We start from the raw sequence: 17,775 nt of genomic DNA, 5'->3' as shown, positions 1-17,775 counted from the left end.
GTTATGCTGGAGTTGCGTTCGCGACTCTTTCGCACGGCATTCAGTTTTTTGCAAGAAAATGAGACAGAGACCACATCTTGAATAACGGCACAATGATAGCTAAACCGCCTAATATATTTTTCTAACAATANTTTTTTTTTTACATCGTTAAGATATTGCTATCTCGCTAGTAAGTTAATAATAATTACTTGCACTCGCAGGCAAGGGGCAAGCCGGATACTCATATGCAAGCCTCACGTACTATGGATACAAACTTTCCGCGGGGTTTTGAAGCAATAAGAAGCTCCGATACAACACGGTAAGCACGTTTCCCCAAAACAGGCACCTGCGACGACAATGCGATAACTACCTATCGGTACACATATGAACACCGTGACGATTTATTTAATCTATCTGAAGGAACTACATGTTTGAGTTAATAACTGCCGTAACATTTTCTATTGTTGTTTCGGCTACATGCTCTATTACTGAGGCTGTTTTATACTCCGTTCCGTGGAGTCATATTGAACGGCTCCGTAGCTCCGGTTCTAAAGCCGGTAATCTGCTATTTAAACTCCGTAGTGATGTGGAACGCCCAATCACAGCCATCCTTACATTGAACACTGTCGCCAACACTGCCGGTGCTACATTGGCAGGTGCCGCGTTCACCAAAGTGTACGGCGCAGAATATATGCCATATTTTGCAGTTGGCTTTACTATAAGCATCTTAATATTTTCAGAGATCCTGCCTAAAACAATCGGGGTGTCATACGCCAACCAGATAAGCAAGTTTATTGCAAAACCGTTAAACTATCTTGTTCTTGCACTCGGTCCGGTTATTTACATCTGTTCATGGATGACGCGTAAACTTACACCTTCCCAGAAAGGGCCAAACGCCACTGAGGATGATATCCGCGCAATCGTGACCATGTCACGCCGTGCAGGAGAAATCGAACCGAGCGAAGCTATATCTATCCAGAACATTCTTTCACTCGATAACAAGCACGTAAACGAAGTTATGACTCCTCGCACAGTAACTTTCACCCTACCGGTGGAGATTACGGTAAAGGAAGCACAACAACAGCTAAACATTAAGCATCACAGCCGTATTCCGGTATATGCTGAAGATAATGAAGACATAGTGGGCATTGTTATGCGCCGCTACATATATGAAGAACTTGCTGCAGGTCGGACTGAAACTAAACTTTCTGAACTTATGCGCCCTGTACATTTTGTGCTCGATTCAGTCACACTTGATAAAGTACTTAGAAATTTTCTTGAACGCAGAGACCACCTCTTTGTTGCCATTGATGAATATGGCGGCATAAGCGGTGTTGTTTCACTTGAGGATGTGCTTGAGGAAATTCTTGGTAAAGAAATTGTGGACGAAACAGACCGCATTGATGACATGCAGCGACATGCAAGAAATAAAAGAAAACAGCTAGGTAAAGGCAAATTGATTAAGCGCTAATAGTAATGTATATCATTTTATACTAGAAGACTAAAAGGCGTATTCAAGCGCCCTGTTTATGCCGCTAAACTTTGTTTAAGAGACATAGAAACAGGGCGTAGTATTCCGATACCCAAAAACTATTTGTTGCAATGAACCACCAAACCAATTATTCGAAAAAGGCATCTGAACCGGGGGAGAAAGGCTCAGATAGCACAGGACATTTCTGTCCATAAACTCGACACTGTCAGGAGACACTATGGCAAAGAAAAACGGAAAAAGCGTATATATTGCTGCCCTGCTTCTTTTTTTAGGAGGCCTTGGGTATCTGCTTTTCACCGGTTTTTCACAAAACAGCGTATACTTCCTGGAAGTTTCTGAAGCATTAGCGATGACGCCGGACCAGCTTGGTTCTGCCCGACTTTTCGGTACCGTTAAGTCAGGCAAAATTGAGCGACATGAGGAAGGTCTGGGCGTAAACTTCATTCTTGAAGATGCTAATGATAAGAAGCTTGTATTGCCTGTTGTTTATAAAGGCGTTGTACCGGACACATTTAAAGCCGGTGCTGAAGTCATTATTGAAGGTAATATCGATAACGCCACAAAGGCGTTTCAGGCACGTACACTGATGACTAAATGTCCATCGAAATACGAAAAGAAAAACAGGGAATAACCGGCTGCACACTGGTTTGATTCCACCTGTATTACTTCCCCCACGTCGCCGTTTATCGGCTGAAGGAGCATTATGCATCTCTTAGCATTTTTGCTGCTGGTGGCGTCTTTGCTGTTTGCCATTGGCTTCGGCGCTGTCGCTGCGTTGCAGATTTGGCAGGGACGCTCTACCCTGCTGCATTGGATCGAAAAATCACAGATGATGATTACAACTCTCATCACTGTGAGTTCATTCATTCTTCTCTGGGCACTGGTTAATTCTGATTTCTCTAACTACTATGTATCAAGTTATACCAGTCTCGACCTTCCACTTTTCTACCGCGTTACCGCCTTCTGGGCTGGTCAAGCTGGCTCCTTGCTCTTTTGGGCATGGTCTGTAGCTTTATGCGGCATCATTTTTCTATACACTAACGCGTACAGAGCACTTTCAGACGGCACTAAAATGTGGTTCTGGATGTTGTTTCTCACGTTTATCGGTTTCTTCTTATTCCTATTAACCACATGGTCCAACCCGTTTTTACTTATCAACCCAGTTCCTGCTGATGGTAACGGCTTGAACCCATTGTTACAGAACCCGGGCATGATTTTTCATCCGCCGCTTCTGTTTCTTGGTTACGGTGGTTTCACCATTCCTAGTTGTCTCGCTCTCGCTCAGGCTCTTAACAGAAGCCAACATGACGAAGGAAGCTGGACAGACGCATCCCGCAACATGATTCTGTTTGCATGGCTCACCCTTACCGCAGGTATTATTCTCGGTTGCTGGTGGTCATACATGGAACTTGGTTGGGGTGGTTACTGGGCATGGGATCCTGTAGAAAACGCATCGCTTATTCCTTGGCTCGTAGGGTCTGCATTCCTGCATACCTCTGTTATCGAATCACGCCGAGGCAAGCTGCACAGAACAAACACCTTCCTTGTTGCACTCACTACTATTTCTGCTGTGTTTGCAACCTACCTTGTACGTAGTGGTGTTGTTGAATCCTTGCATGCATTCGGTGACGGTGGCGTTGGTACTCCACTGCTCATCTTCATTATCTTCTTTACCGCTCTGTCCTTGTTTGCGGCAATAACCAGCAAAAACCCTAAAGCAAAACCAATGGCTGATCTTCTCAGTCGTGAAGGTATGCTGCTGGTCGCTGCATGGTTCCTTATCGCACTTGGCGTTATCATGCTCATTGCTACAATGTGGCCTGTATTCTCCAAATTCTTTACAAGCAACCCGCAGGGACTTGATCAGAACTTCTACAACAAAGTCTGTATGCCACTGGCAGCTATCCTCTCCGTACTGTTGATGATCTGTCCGTGGATGAAATGGAACGGCGGTGTTAAGAGTGCTACAATGCTCGGCGCTGTTGTCGGCGTATTCCTCGCCACTGGTGTAGGCATGTATGTTGCCGGATACCAGATTCCTGTTTCTATTCTTGCTGTAGCTTCCGCTGCTGCATGCATTGTCGGCATTGTACTGCTGTTTGCTACAGACGCATCTGTACGCAAAAGCAACCGTGCTATCGGCGCATACGGCGTACATATCGGCGTTGCACTTATGGTTATCGGTATTGCATTCTCCGGTTCGTACAAGCAGGAAATTCAGACTCAGATCAGTCGTAACGAAACTGTTACTCTTGATCAGTACACATTCAAATACAAACAATTGTATGAAGGTGAAGCAAAGGAATATGTCTTCCTGCAAGCTGAGATTGACGTTTATGAAGACGGCAAACTCAAGGGAACACTTGAACCTCAGCGTCGCCTCTACAATAAATTCGGCAAGGACAGATCCTTCGCAGAAGTATCCATTATCCCGTCCCTTGGTGAAGAGCTTTACGCTTCTCTCTTAGGTGCAGACGCTCAGGGCAACATTACGGTTACCTTGAGTATTGAACCGATGGTTAACTGGTTCTGGATTGGTGGTACGCTTATGTGTCTCTTCCCGTTCATCGGGTTTACCAGATTCCGCAAATCTGAAAAGGTAACGGATGCTGCTTAAACTGGACAAGGTTGCCAAATTTTACGGCAACCGTCTGATCATCAAGGATGTTTCCTGCACCGTTGAACCGGGCACAGTAACCATACTGGCCGGCCCTAACGGTGCGGGCAAATCAACCTTGCTTAAGATTATGGCAGGTCTTTCCGAGCCTACGGCCGGAAAGGTTGAGCTTACAGTAGAAAACGACAGTATTGGGTATGTGGGACATCAGACCTTCATTTACCCAGACTTGTCAGCACTTGAAAACTTGTCATTCTGGTCTTCTCTTCACGGGCAGAAGAATGACGAAGAAACACTGCTTGCCGCACTTGATCGAGTGGAGCTTAAACGCTTTGCTTTTGAACGCGCAGGCTGTTTCTCACGCGGCATGGCGCAGCGTTTAAATCTTGCCCGTGTCTTTTTGCTTCAGCCGTCCCTTATTCTGCTCGACGAGCCGGGTACAGGACTGGATGTCCGTTCTATGGTCATCCTGTACAACGAAATTGCTGCTGCAAAAGACCGCGGTGCGGGGCTTGTGTGGATAAGCCACTCCGTTGCTGCTGACCTTGTGCGCGCCGATAAAGTACTCGCCATTCGAGATAAGAAGGTTGAATACTTTGGTGAAGCACAGGGCTACACACCGGAGGCGGCATGTTAAAAGCTGCTGTTTCCATTGCTGCAAAAGACCTGAAACTTGTGCTCGCACGAGGAACAGGACTTATTCAAGCGCTTCTACTCGGCTTACTGCTTATCTTTGTATTCAGTTTGTCCCAGCAGATTGGTGNAAAAATGAGTGCACAGGCTGCTGCTGCCATCTTCTGGTTGGCATCAGTGTTCTGTCAGGTACTTGTCTTTAATACATTATTCAGTTTGGAAGAACAAAACGGCGCACGATTCGGTCTGCTCCTTTCCCCTGCACCAGTGCAGTCGGTCTGGATCGGCAAAGGAATCGGCGGGTTCGTTCTTCTGTTATGTGCTCAAGCGGTATTTCTACCGGCAACGATTGTATTCCTGGGTCAATCTGTATCCGAATTATGGCATATAGGACTGGCAATGGTTGTTGCCATTGACCTTGGATTAGTTTTGCTTGGTGCCCTGCTTGGCGCACTTTCACAGGGACAGGCTGCTAAAGAGTCATTACTCTCTATCATTCTGTTCCCATTGCTTATTCCTATTCTACTCGCAGGCGTGCGTATCGGTTCTGCTGCTTTTTCCGGAATTATTCCGGAAGGATTCGGCGACTGGTTAGGCATTGTTTGCGCGTTTGATGCGCTGTTCGGCGCTGCGGGGCTTTTGCTCTTCGGCTATATTTACAGCGGCGAAGAATAGGGTTGATGACAACACCGCACACGTTGCGTTGAGTTGTCCCACCCTCATTAGGAAATAACTTTGTCAGTTACTGACTGTTTTGCTATAAAATCAGACAGTCAGACATGCAGATAACAGTTACAGAGGATATGATGCGAACAAAATGGATAGCACCTGTGGCGCTTATAGCCGCACCCGCAATGGCATTATGCCAGTACCTCATCTACCAGTATGCCCCTGTTGAACAGGTTATGGGCATTGTGCAGAAGGTGTTTTACACCCACTTGCCACTGGCATGGTGGTCACTCTTCAGCTTCTTCTGTGTATTCATTGCCTCCATTCTGTATTTGAAAACCCGTAAGCGCTTCTGGGACAACGTCGCAGCAGCATCAGCAGAAGTGGGTGTTCTTTTCAGCGGATTGGCACTGGTTACCGGTATGATCTGGGGACGACATAGCTGGGGTGTTTGGTGGACATGGGACCCGCGTCTTACCACTACACTTGTTATGTGGTTCGTATACGCAGGTTACTTAATCCTGCGCTCCATGTCTCTTTCAACAGAACGTAAGGCTGTGGTCTGCTCTGTTGTCGGCATTGCCGCCTTCATTGATGTACCGCTTGTTTTCCTTTCCGCCCGCTTATGGCGCTCAATCCACCCTGCTGTATTCAACAGCGAAACAGGTGGGCTGGAGCCGGAAATGAAAATTACTGCCATTGTCTGTGTTATCTGCTTCGGTCTTATCTGGACTACTCTTGTGGGCATCCGCTCATCACAGATGGCTCTTTCTGACCGCATAGATAACCTGACAACTCACGACGAAATATAACCATCTGAACGAATAAGGCACATAAGGTATCCATCATGGAAAGCTCTAATTTGCTCATCATGACTAACGTAGCAGTGATTGTCAGTGCGATCTGCTTCGGTCTTATTTGCGCCGCCCTTGTGGGCATTCGTTCGTCACAGGTGGCTCTTACTGACCGTATTGAAAAGTTAACATCACACAAATAAATATTACTGCCTGAATTTACTAGGCACTCAAGGAGATTCATCATGGAAAGCTCCAACTGGCTCCTCATGGCTAACGTTGCAGTATGGGTAGGCATTGCAGGCTACCTCTTCTTTATCGCACGCAAACATTGCGAGCTGAGCAAACGTGTTCGTCAAATGGAGTTACTGAATGACTAATGCTCCAATGAAGCAGCCAACATCGGTTGCAAAAATATTCATTGCTGCAATTCTTTTGGGATTTGCAATAATGCTTGTGACCTCCGGTGTGTACCGTACCAAACATCCGAATCTGACAAAATTTGTTCAGGTTCGTAACGATAAAGCAGCCGAAGCAACACCAGACAACTCAGCGCACATTGCAGACCTTATGGGCAAGCTCAAAAGCGACGCAAACAATGTTAAGCTGATTGAAGAAATTGCTCAGCACTTTATGGAAGATAAAGAGTACAGTCAGGCACGCAAGTTTATTCAGCGAGGCATCGTGGCCCAGCCGAACAACGCGCACCTGTTCTATATGCTCGGCATGGCTAACTTCAAGCTGGAGAGCTACACAAAGGCGGCCAAAGCTTTTGAGACCTCTCTTACGCTTGCAGAGGATCCTTCCGCACGTTACAATTTAGGAGTACTACTTAAGTACTATCTGGATAAACCGGCAGAAGGTATTGAGCAGTTCCAAAAGATTATTGAATCCTCTGCCAATAACGATCTTAAAGCGGCTGCACAGAAAGAACTTGATGACAAATAGAACTACACAATTACTGTAACGCACAAAGCGCATTGCACTTGCAATGCGCTTTTTTTATACCCGTGACGTGCCGTGCACGTGGCGTATTTGTCTCATGCTGTATCAGATAATCTTTTTAGAAATTTATGGTACAGTGCCTACGATTCGGTTTCGCTACTAATAAAAAGTATAATCAACCGTTGACAGGGGCTTGAAGGGCGCATACGCTAACGGGATTACCTAAAGTACTATTCACCTAAACACACTAGGTATGAACGTACTGAACTACAGGCCGGTTAACCGCGTGAATTTACGCGACTGTGGCCTTTTTTAATAGCTACCCAAAACTTATTTGGAGACCCACACCATGAGCGTAATCTTAGGCAAAGCACTGACTTTTGACGACGTGTTGCTTCTTCCTGGTTATTCCGAAGCCACGCCGGATCAGGTGGATATTTCCACCATGCTCACAAGCTCCATCGCACTGAATATTCCACTTATTTCAGCCGCAATGGATACTGTCACCGAATCTGCAATGGCCATCGCAATGGCTCGACACGGCGGCATCGGTGTTGTTCACAAGAACATGCCGCTTGAGCAGCAGTGCCATGAAATAGAAAAGGTTAAAAAGTCCGAATCCGGAATGATTCTTGATCCGGTGACTGTAGAGCCTTCCTTGACTATCACTCAGGCTCTTGAAGTTATGTCCACCTACAGAATTTCCGGCCTTCCTGTCTTAGAAAACGGAAACCTCGTTGGTATCATCACCAACCGTGACGTTCGTTTTGTTGACGACGCTGACGCAACTCTCGTTTCTGAAATGATGACTAAAGATAAGCTTGTGACTGTTCCTGTGGGCACCACCCTTGAGCAGGCTAAAGAGCATTTGCACAAGCACCGTATCGAAAAACTGCTCGTTGTTGATTCTGACAACCACTTGCAGGGCATCATCACCATGAAGGATATTGAGAAAGAAATTAAGTATCCAAAAGCATGTAAAGATGAAAACGGCCGTCTCCGTGTTGCAGCAGCACTCGGTGTTGGTGCAGATTGCATCGAACGCGCTCAGGCCCTGCTCGATGCTGGCGCTGACGTTCTCGTTCTTGACTCTGCACATGGTCACTCTCTTAACATTCTGAAAGCTGTAGAATCTATTCGCACCTCCTTCCCTGAAGCGCAGATTATTGCAGGCAACGTTGCTACCTACGAAGGTGCAAAAGCTTTATTTGAAGCTGGCGCAGACACCGTTAAGGTTGGTATCGGACCTGGCTCTATCTGCACTACTCGTATTGTTGCGGGCGTTGGTGTTCCACAGATTACAGCCGTGCAAGAATGCTGCAAAGCAGCTAAAGAATTTGGTCGTCACATCATTGCTGATGGTGGCATCAAGTACTCCGGTGACATTGTAAAAGCTCTGTGCGTTGGCGCATCTTCTATCATGGTCGGTTCCCTCTTCGCTGGTACAGATGAATCCCCGGGTGAGACTGTTCTCTATCAGGGTCGTCGTTACAAAAACTACCGCGGCATGGGTTCCATTGATGCAATGAAAGCCGGTAGCTCTGATCGCTACTTCCAGGAAAAAAGCAAAAAGCTCGTTCCTGAAGGCATTGTTGGACGCGTACCGTACAAAGGCCCTGTACAGGACTCCGTACACCAGCTTTTAGGTGGCCTTCGTGCCGGTATGGGCTATATTGGCGCAAAAACTATTGTTGACATGCCTGAGGTTTCCAAAATGGTGGAAATTTCTGCTGCAGGTCTTCGTGAATCTCATGTTCACGACGTTATCATTACGAAAGAAGCTCCCAACTACCGAGTTGAGAACTAATCTCTCTTTTTAGAGGAACTTATGGACGCACTTAGCAAAGTCATTATTGTTGACTACGGCTCTCAGTTTACACAGCTTATTGCTCGTCGCGTACGCGAAGCAGGCGTATACTCTGAAATTCACCCTTGCATCGTAACAGCCGAAGAAGTCAAAGCAATGAATCCTTCCGCTGTGATTCTTTCCGGTGGTCCTTCAAGCGTAGGCGACGTTGACGCTCCTACTCTTGATATGGGTCTGCTTGAACTCGGCGTACCAGTACTCGGTATCTGCTACGGCATGCAGTTGCTCGCTCAAAACATGGGTGGCCAGCTTGCAAGCTCTGAAACCCGTGAATACGGCCCAGCAGATTTCAACATGACTGCAGACTGCCCTCTCTTTGCTGACCTCAACCGTGAAGAATCCTTACGTGTATGGATGTCTCACGGCGATCAGGTTAAAGCTGTTCCGCCTTGCTTCGAAGTTATCGGTTCTACCGAAACCCTCGAAGTTGCAGCAATGGCATGCGCTGAGAAAAACATCTACGCGCTTCAGTACCACCCGGAAGTACATCACTCCGAAGGTGGCGACATCATGATCAACAACTTCCTCTTCAAGATCGCAGGCATCAAACCAGACTGGACTATGTCCGGCTTTATTGATTCTGTTATCAAAGATTGTCAGGACACTGTTGGCCCTGAAGGCAAAGTAGTTTGTGGCCTCTCCGGCGGCATTGACTCTACCGTTGTTGCTGTTCTTCTGAACAAAGCAATCGGTCACCGTCTCCACTGCATCTTTGTTGACAACGGCCTCATGCGTCAGAACGAAGTTGAAGAAGTTTCCAGCTACCTGCGCGAACACTTCGACCTCAACCTCACTGTTGTTGACGCACGCGAACGCTTCTTGTCTAAACTTGTAGGCGTTGAAGATCCTGAGAAAAAACGTAAACTCATCGGTTACGAATTCATCGAAGTATTTGATGAAGAAGCAACTCGCATCGATAACGTTAAATTCCTTGCACAGGGTACACTCTACCCTGACGTAATCGAATCTATCTCTCACAAAGGCCCTTCTGCAGTAATCAAAAGCCATCACAACGTTGGCGGCCTGCCTGAAGATATGGAACTTAAACTCATCGAGCCGCTTCGCGAGCTTTTCAAAGATGAAGTACGTAAAGTTGCTATCGAACTCGGCATGCCTGATTCCGTAGTTTGGCGTCAGCCTTTCCCTGGTCCAGGCCTTGCCATCCGCATTATCGGTGAAATCACCGATGAACGTCTCACTATTTTGAGAAAAGCAGACAAAATCGTACAGAACGAGTTGACTGCATCCGGATGGTATCGCAAAGTGTGGCAGGGCTTTGCTGTTCTGCTGCCGCTTAAGACTGTTGGGGTTATGGGCGACGACAGAACCTATGAAAACGTTATTGCCCTTCGAATTGTGGATAGTGTAGATGCTATGACAGCGGATTGGGCACGCCTTCCTTCTGAACTTCTGGAAAAAATTTCCAGCCGTATCATCAATGAAGTTAATGGCATCAACCGCGTTGTATATGACATCTCATCCAAGCCACCGAGCACTATCGAGTGGGAATAAGCCAACCTTAGCTAATTGGGCGTGACTGCATGTTTGGAATCGGTACTACTGAAATACTGGTTATTCTTGTTGTAGCACTTATTGTGCTGGGTCCTAAGAGTTTGCCAAAAGTGGCTCGTACACTTGGGAAAGGTCTTGCGGAATTTCGTCGTGTATCTACAGACTTTCAGCGTACTATCAACACTGAAATCGCTTTAGATGACCACGCAAAAGAGAAAAAAGTTGCTGAAAAGAAAATTTTCGGTGAAGAAAACTCTAAAGTAGAAGCAGCACCTGCTCCTGAACCGGCTACTGAACCGGCTACTGAGCCATCAACTCCGGACTCTACCGGAAACCTTGCAGTAGCTCCTGATAATGCAGAAGCACAGCCAATAGCTGAAAATGCTGACAAGAAGACCGAGAAGGAACAGGCGTAATGAGCGTTGATAAAAAAGATGACGCTCAGCCTTCTGAAGCAGACGAAACTGCTTCCAGCAACGAGCACAATGAAAACGATGAGTCTTCCAGTAAGATTGATGATTCTGATGTGCGCGAAGAAGGAAGCGATGATTCTGACCCTTCTGCTGAGATGAACTTCTCAGACGGTCCTCGTCCTGATCGCATTGAAGATCACGACGATGAAGATATAGATAACACCGCGTCCGAGGCACAAGCTGCCTCGGACGGCGGTGATTCTAATGAAGAAGAACAGGAACCTTCCGATTCTGTTACTCTGACTGATCGCATAGACGCGATGGAAGATGAGGACGAAGAAGACGAGGAAGAAGAGGCTATGACCCTCTTGCAGCACCTTGATGAACTGCGTGTGCGCTTAAAGCGTATCAGCTTTGCTATCATCATCGGCTGTCTTGCCTGTTACAGCTTTGCCGAGCAGCTTTTTGACTATCTGGTTCTGCCGATGGTTGCTGTAATGCCGGATCAAAGCTCTTTCATCTACACAGCGCCGCACGAAGCGTTTGTGACCTACCTTAAAGTAGCTGCACTGGCAGGCTTTTTTGTTTCCAGTCCATACATTTTCTATCAAATTTGGGCATTTATTGCACCGGGACTCTACGAAGAAGAGCGCAAGTACATTGTACCAATCGCATTCTTCTCTGCTGCCTGTTTTATCGGCGGCGGCGCATTTGCCTACTTTGTAGTATTCCCGTTTGCTTTTGAATTTTTCATGAGCTTCAACACTGGCAACATTCAAGCTATGCTCAAGCTGAACGAATATTTAAGTTTCTCGATGAAGCTTATCTTCGCCTTCGGCCTTGTGTTCGAAATGCCGCTGTTTGCCTTGTTCCTGAGCAGATTAGGACTTGTTACAGCAACTATGATGCGTAAAGCACGTAAGTTTGCTATACTATTCTCATTTGTTCTGGCCGCTCTTCTTACGCCACCGGATGTTGTATCCCAGCTTCTTATGGCGGGACCATTGATGATTCTTTATGAAATCTCAATTGTCATCGCTGCTGTCTTCGGTAAAAAGCGCCGTTCTGAGAAAGAAAGCGACGATAGCGAAGACGATGATGAAGCAGTGGCTGAGTCTTAACAGACTCCTTCAACACTTTTCAGGTGTACTACAGGCCGGGCTTTTGCCCGGCTTTTAACCATCCACTGACTAAACCTGAGGTAAATGTATGACTCAACGTACCGCAACCATTACAAGAGACACAAGTGAGACCAAAGTAGCACTTACTCTTACTCTGGACGGAACCAGCAATGCAGATGTGAAAACTGGTTGGGGATTTGCCGACCACATGCTCACTCTTATCGCATTCTGGGGCGGATTTGATCTCCATATTCATTGTGACGGAGATTTACACGTTGATGCACATCATACACTCGAAGACATTGGCATCTGCTTTGGTAATGCCCTCCGCGAAGCTCTTGGTGACCGAAAAGGCATCAACCGCATCGGCATGGCTAAAGTACCAATGGACGAATCAATATCTGAAGTGAACATCGACATTTCCGGCCGCCCTTACCTTGTCTACCGAGGCGACGACTTACTGCCTCCTGTTATTGCTGGAGATGAGTCAGACCTGTGGCGCGAATTTTTTAAATCAGTAAGCTATGGTGCAAGAATAAACATGCACATTTCTTACCTTTATGGTAAAAATGGACATCACCTGCTCGAATCAGCATGCAAGGGCTTAGGACTGGCATTGCGTATGGCTGCTTCTTGTGATCGAAACCAACTACTCAGCACCAAAGGGAGTCTCGATTAATGCATAAACACCTTCGTCATACCGGACTTATTATTTGCCTTCTTGGCTTGTTCGTGATTGCCGGTTGTGCAAAAACAAAAGCACCGGCCCAACTACCACCACTAGCTATGGGTCTGGCCATGTTTACCCAGCCAACCAACACTGGGGATCTGCTTGCTGGATACATCCCTTCTGATCAGTTCAAAGTTTCCCCTGAAACTCTGGATCAATTGGATGCTAATTTTGAAAAAATTTTGAGGACAGAAACTCGCCGCATATACACAAGAGGTGCAGCTGCACGGCAGTGTTACGAAATTGTCACTGCACAGCGCAGCGAGACTCCACTTAATGCGCTTAAGTTCTGGAATCAGGTTGGCATATGTATGAAAACAGACGTTCTTATTATCCCGCAAGTAATTGACTGGACTCCTCGCGAAGGTGGCGAAATCGGCGCATTCCAGTCTGCTGGCGTTAATATGGACTTCTATGCATTACGTGTTGATGTTGAAGAGCCTTCTATCTCTCGTTTTCATTTTGAAGAAACCCAAGAAAGCCTTTCAAACAACCTTCTTAACGTTAAAAAATGGTTCCAGCGCAAAGGTCAATGGATCACCGCTGAGCAACTTGCTGAAGAAGGAATGCGTCAGGCTATAACGGAGCTCGGTCTGTGATAATTTTTCCTGCTGTAGACATTAAAGGCGGACAAGCAGTTCGTCTTAAACAGGGTAAAGCCGATCAGGAAACAGTGTTTTCCTCCGATCCGGTAGCAATGGCAAAGAAATGGCAGGAACAAGGCGGTAAATGGCTCCATGTAATTGATCTTGATGGTGCTTTTTCCGGCGAACCAGTTAACCGCGAGCTTATTAAAAATATTTGCTCCAGTGTTGATATGCCTGTTCAGCTTGGCGGTGGTATTCGTGATCTGGAAACAGCTAAAGCATATCTTGATGCTGGTGTTTCCCGTCTGATCATTGGAACAATCGCACTGACCGAACCAGAACTGTTCGGCTCTATCTGCAAAACATTTCCGGGTAAAATCGGCGTGTCTCTTGATGCAGAAGGCGGCATATTAAAAACTAAAGGCTGGGTAGAAGACAGCGGCCTTACAATCTACGATGTTCTTCCACGCATGGAAGAGCAAGGCGTAGCATTCATCATCTACACCGACATTGACCGCGATGGTATGCAGACCGGAGTTAACCTCCCTGCACTTACCAAGCTGGTACAGACTTCTTCTGTTCCGGTTATCGCAGCAGGCGGCGTAGCTACACTTGATGATATCAAGGCACTCTACCCGCTTACAAAAGAAGCAAACCTTGAAGGCGCTATCTCCGGTAAGGCTATTTATACCGGAACTCTTGACCTTAAAGAGGCTTCCGACTGGATTGCAACTCAAGACTAGCAATTCTATACAGTACAAATAAAAAAGCGAACCTGCATGCAGGTTCGCTTTTTTATTTGCCCTTTACAGGGTTATTGAGAGTAGTTATTACTTTTAATCGCAACTTTCCATTGTATAACAGTTCATTTCCCCACAGGCGCGTATACTACAGCAGAAAACATTCAGCTAAAATCAGGCGCACAACATTATGAAACGCATATTAGCCGCTGACATTGGCGGAACAAACAGCCGCTTCGCGGCATTTACTGTACGTGGAAAAACGATAAGTCATGACCGTAGCATTTGGCTTTCTACAAGTGCTGCGGATAGTTTTGTGCATTTACTGGAATTATTGGCAAGTTCCAACTTTGAACTACAACCGGGCAAAGCAGATGCGGTCGTCTTTGGCGTTGCAGGCCCTGTTATAGACGGGTTCAAATGTGATCCACCGAACATTGCATGGGATATTGATCTCAACGAAGTGCCCAAAAAACTGTGCTGCAACAATGCACTGTTGATTAACGACTTTCTTGCACAAGCCTACTCAACATTTACCCCTGCTTTTGAAGACGCCATAGAGGTAATTGCCGGAGATCCTGTTCAAAACTGCCCTATAGCAATTCTTGGGGCAGGTACCGGTCTTGGTAAATCTTTGCTTATTCCCAACGGCACCGGAAAATATCTGCCCGTACCGTCCGAAGGCGGGCACAGTGTTTTTCCGTTTACCAACAAAGAGGAAGCGGAATACGCAGATTTTCTACGTGCAAAACTTGGCTGCGAAAAAGTCATTCAAGACTATATACTTTCCGGCTCCGGCCTTGCTCATCTTTTTGAATTCCACACTGGCGAAATTGCGCCATCTCATAAAGTGGTAGCGCACTTTTCTGAATATCCAGTTGTGCTGGAATGGTTTTCGCGATTCTATGGCAGAATATGTCATAACTTTGTGCTCGATACTTTTGCACTTGGCGGTTTGTACATTACAGGTGGCATCGCTGCTGGAAACCCTGTAGTTGTTAAACATAATGAGTTTGAAAAGTCGTTCCGCGACTGCGAGCAATATCACAACATGCTTTGCAATGTTCCCATAAAACTTAACCAGAATGAAGAAGCCGGACTATGGGGAGCTGCTCAATACGGGGCAGACCATCTCACGCATAAAGCTACCCCGCGCCCAACAGTCGAAGGAAAATAACATGACAGCAATTCAGGCAAAACGGATCGGCATCGTTACGACTATTGCGTTAATACTTGCGATAGTCTGGTACTTCAACCTCACTGATTATCTCACACTTGAATACGTCAAGGCCAAACAAGATGCGTTCCGAATGTTGTATGGGGAAAACATGTTCCTCGTAGTAGGCGGATTCATCCTCCTCTATATCCTTGTTACAGCTTTATCCATACCGGGTGCAGCGATAATGACGCTTGCCGCAGGTGGCTTGTTCGGGTTCTGGACAGCCCTTATTGCTGTCTCATTTGCATCTACTATCGGCGCAACACTCGCCTGTTTTGCATCCCGTTATATTCTGAAAGACTGGGTTCAAAATACGTTCGGCAGCAAAATCGCTAAAATCAATGAAGGCGTAGAAAAGGAAGGTGCATTTTACCTCTTTACGTTGCGCCTTGTGCCAATATTTCCATTCTTCGCAGTAAACTTAGTCATGGGCATCACAAGCCTGCCACTACGGACATACTTCTGGGTATCACAGCTGGGAATGCTACCGGGCACAGCTGTATTTGTTAACGCAGGCAAACAACTTGCTACTATTAATGATGTTTCAGACGTCCTTCATCCTATCCACTTAATCTCCTTTGCCCTTCTCGGAATTTTCCCTCTTATCGCGAAATATCTTTTAAAATTTATCCGCAAAATAAAAGAGAGCAAATAACATGGCAGAATACGATTTTGATCTCATCATCATCGGCAGCGGCGCAGCCGGATTAACCATTGCGTCCGGCGCTGCACAACTTGGTGTTAAAGTTCTACTTATCGAAAAAGAAAAACAGATGGGTGGCGACTGCCTGCATTACGGTTGCGTGCCAAGCAAGACGCTCATAAAATGCGCCAAAGTACGCCATCAAATGTCCAAAGCAGAAAGCTACGGGCTTCCCGCTCCAAAGCTTGACCCTGTCGATTTCTCAAAAATTTCAGCGCACATTAAATCTGTCATAGAAACAATCCAGCCACATGATTCACCTGAGCGTTTTGAAAGCCTCGGTGCAGTTGTGCGCTTCGGCATTGCTTCCTTTACTGATGCGCACACAATCGCCCTTGCTCCGCAAGACGGTGGAACACCAGAGCACATATCCGGCAAAATTATTGTCATAGCAGCAGGCTCTACGCCATCTGCACCACCGTTCAAAGGGTTGGATCAAGTAGAATATCTCACAAATGAAACAGTCTTTTTTCAACAGTCATTACCGCCGAAGCTCACAGTAATCGGCGGTGGCCCCATAGCCGTGGAAATGGCACAGTCTCTACACCGGCTCGGGTCTCAAGTGACCCTGCTCCAGCGCTCCGCCAACATTCTTTCAAAAGAAGACGCGGACATGGCAGAAGTTGTCGAGCAATCCCTGCGCGAAGATGGTATCAACGTCATAACCAACAGCAGTATTGAAGAGATCACCAAAGACGGTGATCAAATCTCCGTTCATTACGGAACCAAAGAGCATCCAGCACAAAAAGTCACCAGTGACAATTTGCTCGTAGCTCTAGGCAGAACACCTTCAGTACATGCGCTTAATCTTGAGAATGCAGGCGTTGAATTTTCTAAAAAGGGCATTCCTGTTGACGAGAAAATGCGTACAAACGTGCCGCACATCTATGCAGTTGGTGACATAACCGGCAAGTACCAGTTCACTCACGCCGCAGGATACGAAGGTGGCATTGTCATCGCCAATGCTGTGTTCAAAATGCCGCGCAAAGCCGATTACACACTCATACCGTGGGTCACCTACTGCGACCCCGAACTCGCATCCATCGGTTACAATGAAAAACGCGCAAAAGATGCAGAAATAGAATACACCGTCCGTACAGAAGAGTTTGCATCAAACGATCGCGCGCTCGCTGAAAACCAGCCAGAAGGCAAGCTCAAGTTATTACAAGACAACAAAGGGCGCGTCATAGGCGTTCAAATCGTCGGAATACACGCAGGTGAGCTCATTAACGAATGGGTCGCCATCCTTGGCGGCAAAGTGAAGCTATCTACCCTAGCAGGCGCCATCCACCCGTATCCGACGCTCGGCGAAATTAACAAGAAAGTCGCCGGTTCCATACTGAGCGAAAAAGTTTTCTCTCCGTTCACACGCAAGGTGCTCCGCACTCTGTTTAAATATCGCGGCAAAGCCTAAACGTTAGTGACAGCTGCGGACGTTTGCTTCTGGAAGATCTTCGACGAGCCTCTGGCAGCGCTTATCAGCGGGATGTCTCCGACGGCTTAAGAACCCTTTTGGAAAAGGGCTTCTTAAGAATCTCCTAAAACTTTTAACTGCGATTTCTACACTTTTTTTGCGTTGCCTCGCGGCTTATGCACCATTACCTTTCTAAAAACAAAAAAGGCTGTCCTTCTATATAGAGGGACAGCCTTTTTATAATTCAAGGTGGTGGAGCATAAGCCGCGTGAAAACATATTCAACGGGCTCTTCTCGCAGTTAAAAGTCTTTGGAGATTTTTAAGAACCTTTTCTACAGA

Annotated in this window: 19 protein-coding genes and 1 pseudogene; all 20 read left to right on the top strand. The window is 46.6% G+C overall.

Annotated features, from left to right (window positions below):
- The first annotated feature begins 406 nt into the window (after positions 1-406).
- The 20 genes and pseudogenes from MKHDV_RS14975 (at position 407) to MKHDV_RS14885 (ending at position 17,435) form a co-directional block, all read left to right on the top strand.
- The gene (locus MKHDV_RS14975; RefSeq protein ID WP_160716692.1) at positions 407-1,450 is read left to right on the top strand and encodes a hemolysin family protein; all 1,044 of its coding nucleotides are present in this window, start codon (positions 407-409) and stop codon (positions 1,448-1,450) included.
- A 238-nt stretch (positions 1,451-1,688) separates the two neighbouring features.
- Entirely contained in the window at positions 1,689-2,102 is a 414-nt protein-coding gene (locus MKHDV_RS14970) for a cytochrome c maturation protein CcmE (protein ID WP_160716690.1), read from the top strand.
- A 72-nt stretch (positions 2,103-2,174) separates the two neighbouring features.
- A complete protein-coding gene (locus tag MKHDV_RS14965) occupies positions 2,175-4,088 on the top strand; it encodes a heme lyase CcmF/NrfE family subunit (RefSeq protein ID WP_160716688.1) in 1,914 nt (637 codons plus the stop codon).
- Positions 4,078-4,725, top strand: a complete 648-nt coding sequence (locus tag MKHDV_RS14960) for an ABC transporter ATP-binding protein (protein ID WP_160716686.1) — start codon at positions 4,078-4,080, stop codon at positions 4,723-4,725. Before MKHDV_RS14965 ends, MKHDV_RS14960 begins: the two co-directional genes overlap by 11 nt.
- Positions 4,719-4,851: pseudogene (locus MKHDV_RS18995) on the top strand (heme ABC transporter permease CcmB); the annotation flags it as partial. The gene MKHDV_RS14960 and the pseudogene MKHDV_RS18995, both read left to right, overlap by 7 nt.
- A gap of 1 nt (position 4,852) precedes the next feature.
- Positions 4,853-5,396, top strand: a 544-nt coding sequence (locus MKHDV_RS14955; RefSeq protein WP_254060495.1) for a heme exporter protein CcmB, incomplete at its 5' end; no start/stop codon positions are given.
- A gap of 131 nt (positions 5,397-5,527) precedes the next feature.
- Positions 5,528-6,202 carry a cytochrome c biogenesis protein gene (locus tag MKHDV_RS14950; RefSeq protein ID WP_160716804.1) on the top strand — a complete coding sequence of 225 codons (675 nt, stop codon included), beginning with the start codon at positions 5,528-5,530 and terminating at the stop codon, positions 6,200-6,202.
- A gap of 35 nt (positions 6,203-6,237) precedes the next feature.
- On the top strand, positions 6,238-6,387 hold the full coding sequence (locus MKHDV_RS14945) for a hypothetical protein (RefSeq protein WP_216846937.1): 150 nt from the start codon (positions 6,238-6,240) through the stop codon (positions 6,385-6,387).
- Positions 6,388-6,429: 42 nt separating this feature from the next.
- On the top strand, positions 6,430-6,564 hold the full coding sequence (locus tag MKHDV_RS14940; protein ID WP_019999436.1) for a CcmD family protein: 135 nt from the start codon (positions 6,430-6,432) through the stop codon (positions 6,562-6,564).
- The gene (locus MKHDV_RS14935; RefSeq protein ID WP_160716682.1) at positions 6,557-7,132 is read left to right on the top strand and encodes a tetratricopeptide repeat protein; all 576 of its coding nucleotides are present in this window, start codon (positions 6,557-6,559) and stop codon (positions 7,130-7,132) included. The genes MKHDV_RS14940 and MKHDV_RS14935 overlap by 8 nt, the downstream gene beginning before the upstream one ends.
- A gap of 346 nt (positions 7,133-7,478) precedes the next feature.
- Complete coding sequence (gene guaB, locus MKHDV_RS14930) at positions 7,479-8,936, top strand: IMP dehydrogenase (RefSeq protein WP_160716680.1); 1,458 nt, start codon at positions 7,479-7,481, stop codon at positions 8,934-8,936.
- Positions 8,937-8,957: 21 nt separating this feature from the next.
- On the top strand, positions 8,958-10,508 hold the full coding sequence (gene guaA / locus MKHDV_RS14925; protein ID WP_160716678.1) for a glutamine-hydrolyzing GMP synthase: 1,551 nt from the start codon (positions 8,958-8,960) through the stop codon (positions 10,506-10,508).
- 29 nt (positions 10,509-10,537) lie between these two features.
- Positions 10,538-10,924 (top strand): Sec-independent protein translocase protein TatB, encoded by a 387-nt coding sequence (gene tatB / locus MKHDV_RS14920; RefSeq protein WP_160716676.1) that lies wholly within the window; start codon positions 10,538-10,540, stop codon positions 10,922-10,924.
- Positions 10,924-12,042 carry a twin-arginine translocase subunit TatC gene (gene tatC / locus MKHDV_RS14915; RefSeq protein WP_254060494.1) on the top strand — a complete coding sequence of 373 codons (1,119 nt, stop codon included), beginning with the start codon at positions 10,924-10,926 and terminating at the stop codon, positions 12,040-12,042. The genes tatB and tatC overlap by 1 nt, the downstream gene beginning before the upstream one ends.
- 88 nt (positions 12,043-12,130) lie before the next feature.
- Positions 12,131-12,721 (top strand): imidazoleglycerol-phosphate dehydratase HisB, encoded by a 591-nt coding sequence (hisB, locus tag MKHDV_RS14910; RefSeq protein ID WP_160716674.1) that lies wholly within the window; start codon positions 12,131-12,133, stop codon positions 12,719-12,721.
- On the top strand, positions 12,721-13,371 hold the full coding sequence (locus tag MKHDV_RS14905) for a hypothetical protein (RefSeq protein WP_160716673.1): 651 nt from the start codon (positions 12,721-12,723) through the stop codon (positions 13,369-13,371). The genes hisB and MKHDV_RS14905 overlap by 1 nt, the downstream gene beginning before the upstream one ends.
- A complete protein-coding gene (gene hisA, locus MKHDV_RS14900; protein WP_160716672.1) occupies positions 13,368-14,102 on the top strand; it encodes a 1-(5-phosphoribosyl)-5-[(5-phosphoribosylamino)methylideneamino]imidazole-4-carboxamide isomerase in 735 nt (244 codons plus the stop codon). The genes MKHDV_RS14905 and hisA overlap by 4 nt, the downstream gene beginning before the upstream one ends.
- 187 nt (positions 14,103-14,289) lie before the next feature.
- Positions 14,290-15,276, top strand: coding sequence for a glucokinase (locus tag MKHDV_RS14895; protein ID WP_160716671.1), 987 nt, complete (start codon positions 14,290-14,292; stop codon positions 15,274-15,276).
- Between the two features lies 1 nt (position 15,277).
- The gene (locus MKHDV_RS14890) at positions 15,278-15,973 is read left to right on the top strand and encodes a TVP38/TMEM64 family protein (protein WP_160716670.1); all 696 of its coding nucleotides are present in this window, start codon (positions 15,278-15,280) and stop codon (positions 15,971-15,973) included.
- Between the two features lies 1 nt (position 15,974).
- Positions 15,975-17,435: an NAD(P)/FAD-dependent oxidoreductase gene (locus tag MKHDV_RS14885; RefSeq protein WP_160716669.1), complete on the top strand. Its 1,461-nt coding sequence runs from the start codon at positions 15,975-15,977 to the stop codon at positions 17,433-17,435.
- The last annotated feature ends 340 nt before the right edge of the window (positions 17,436-17,775 follow it).

The organism is Halodesulfovibrio sp. MK-HDV, assembly GCF_009914765.1.
Taxonomy (GTDB): Bacteria; Desulfobacterota; Desulfovibrionia; order Desulfovibrionales; family Desulfovibrionaceae; genus Halodesulfovibrio.
Note: the sequence above shows the minus strand (reverse complement) of the source record. Positions and strands in the feature narration are given on the sequence as shown.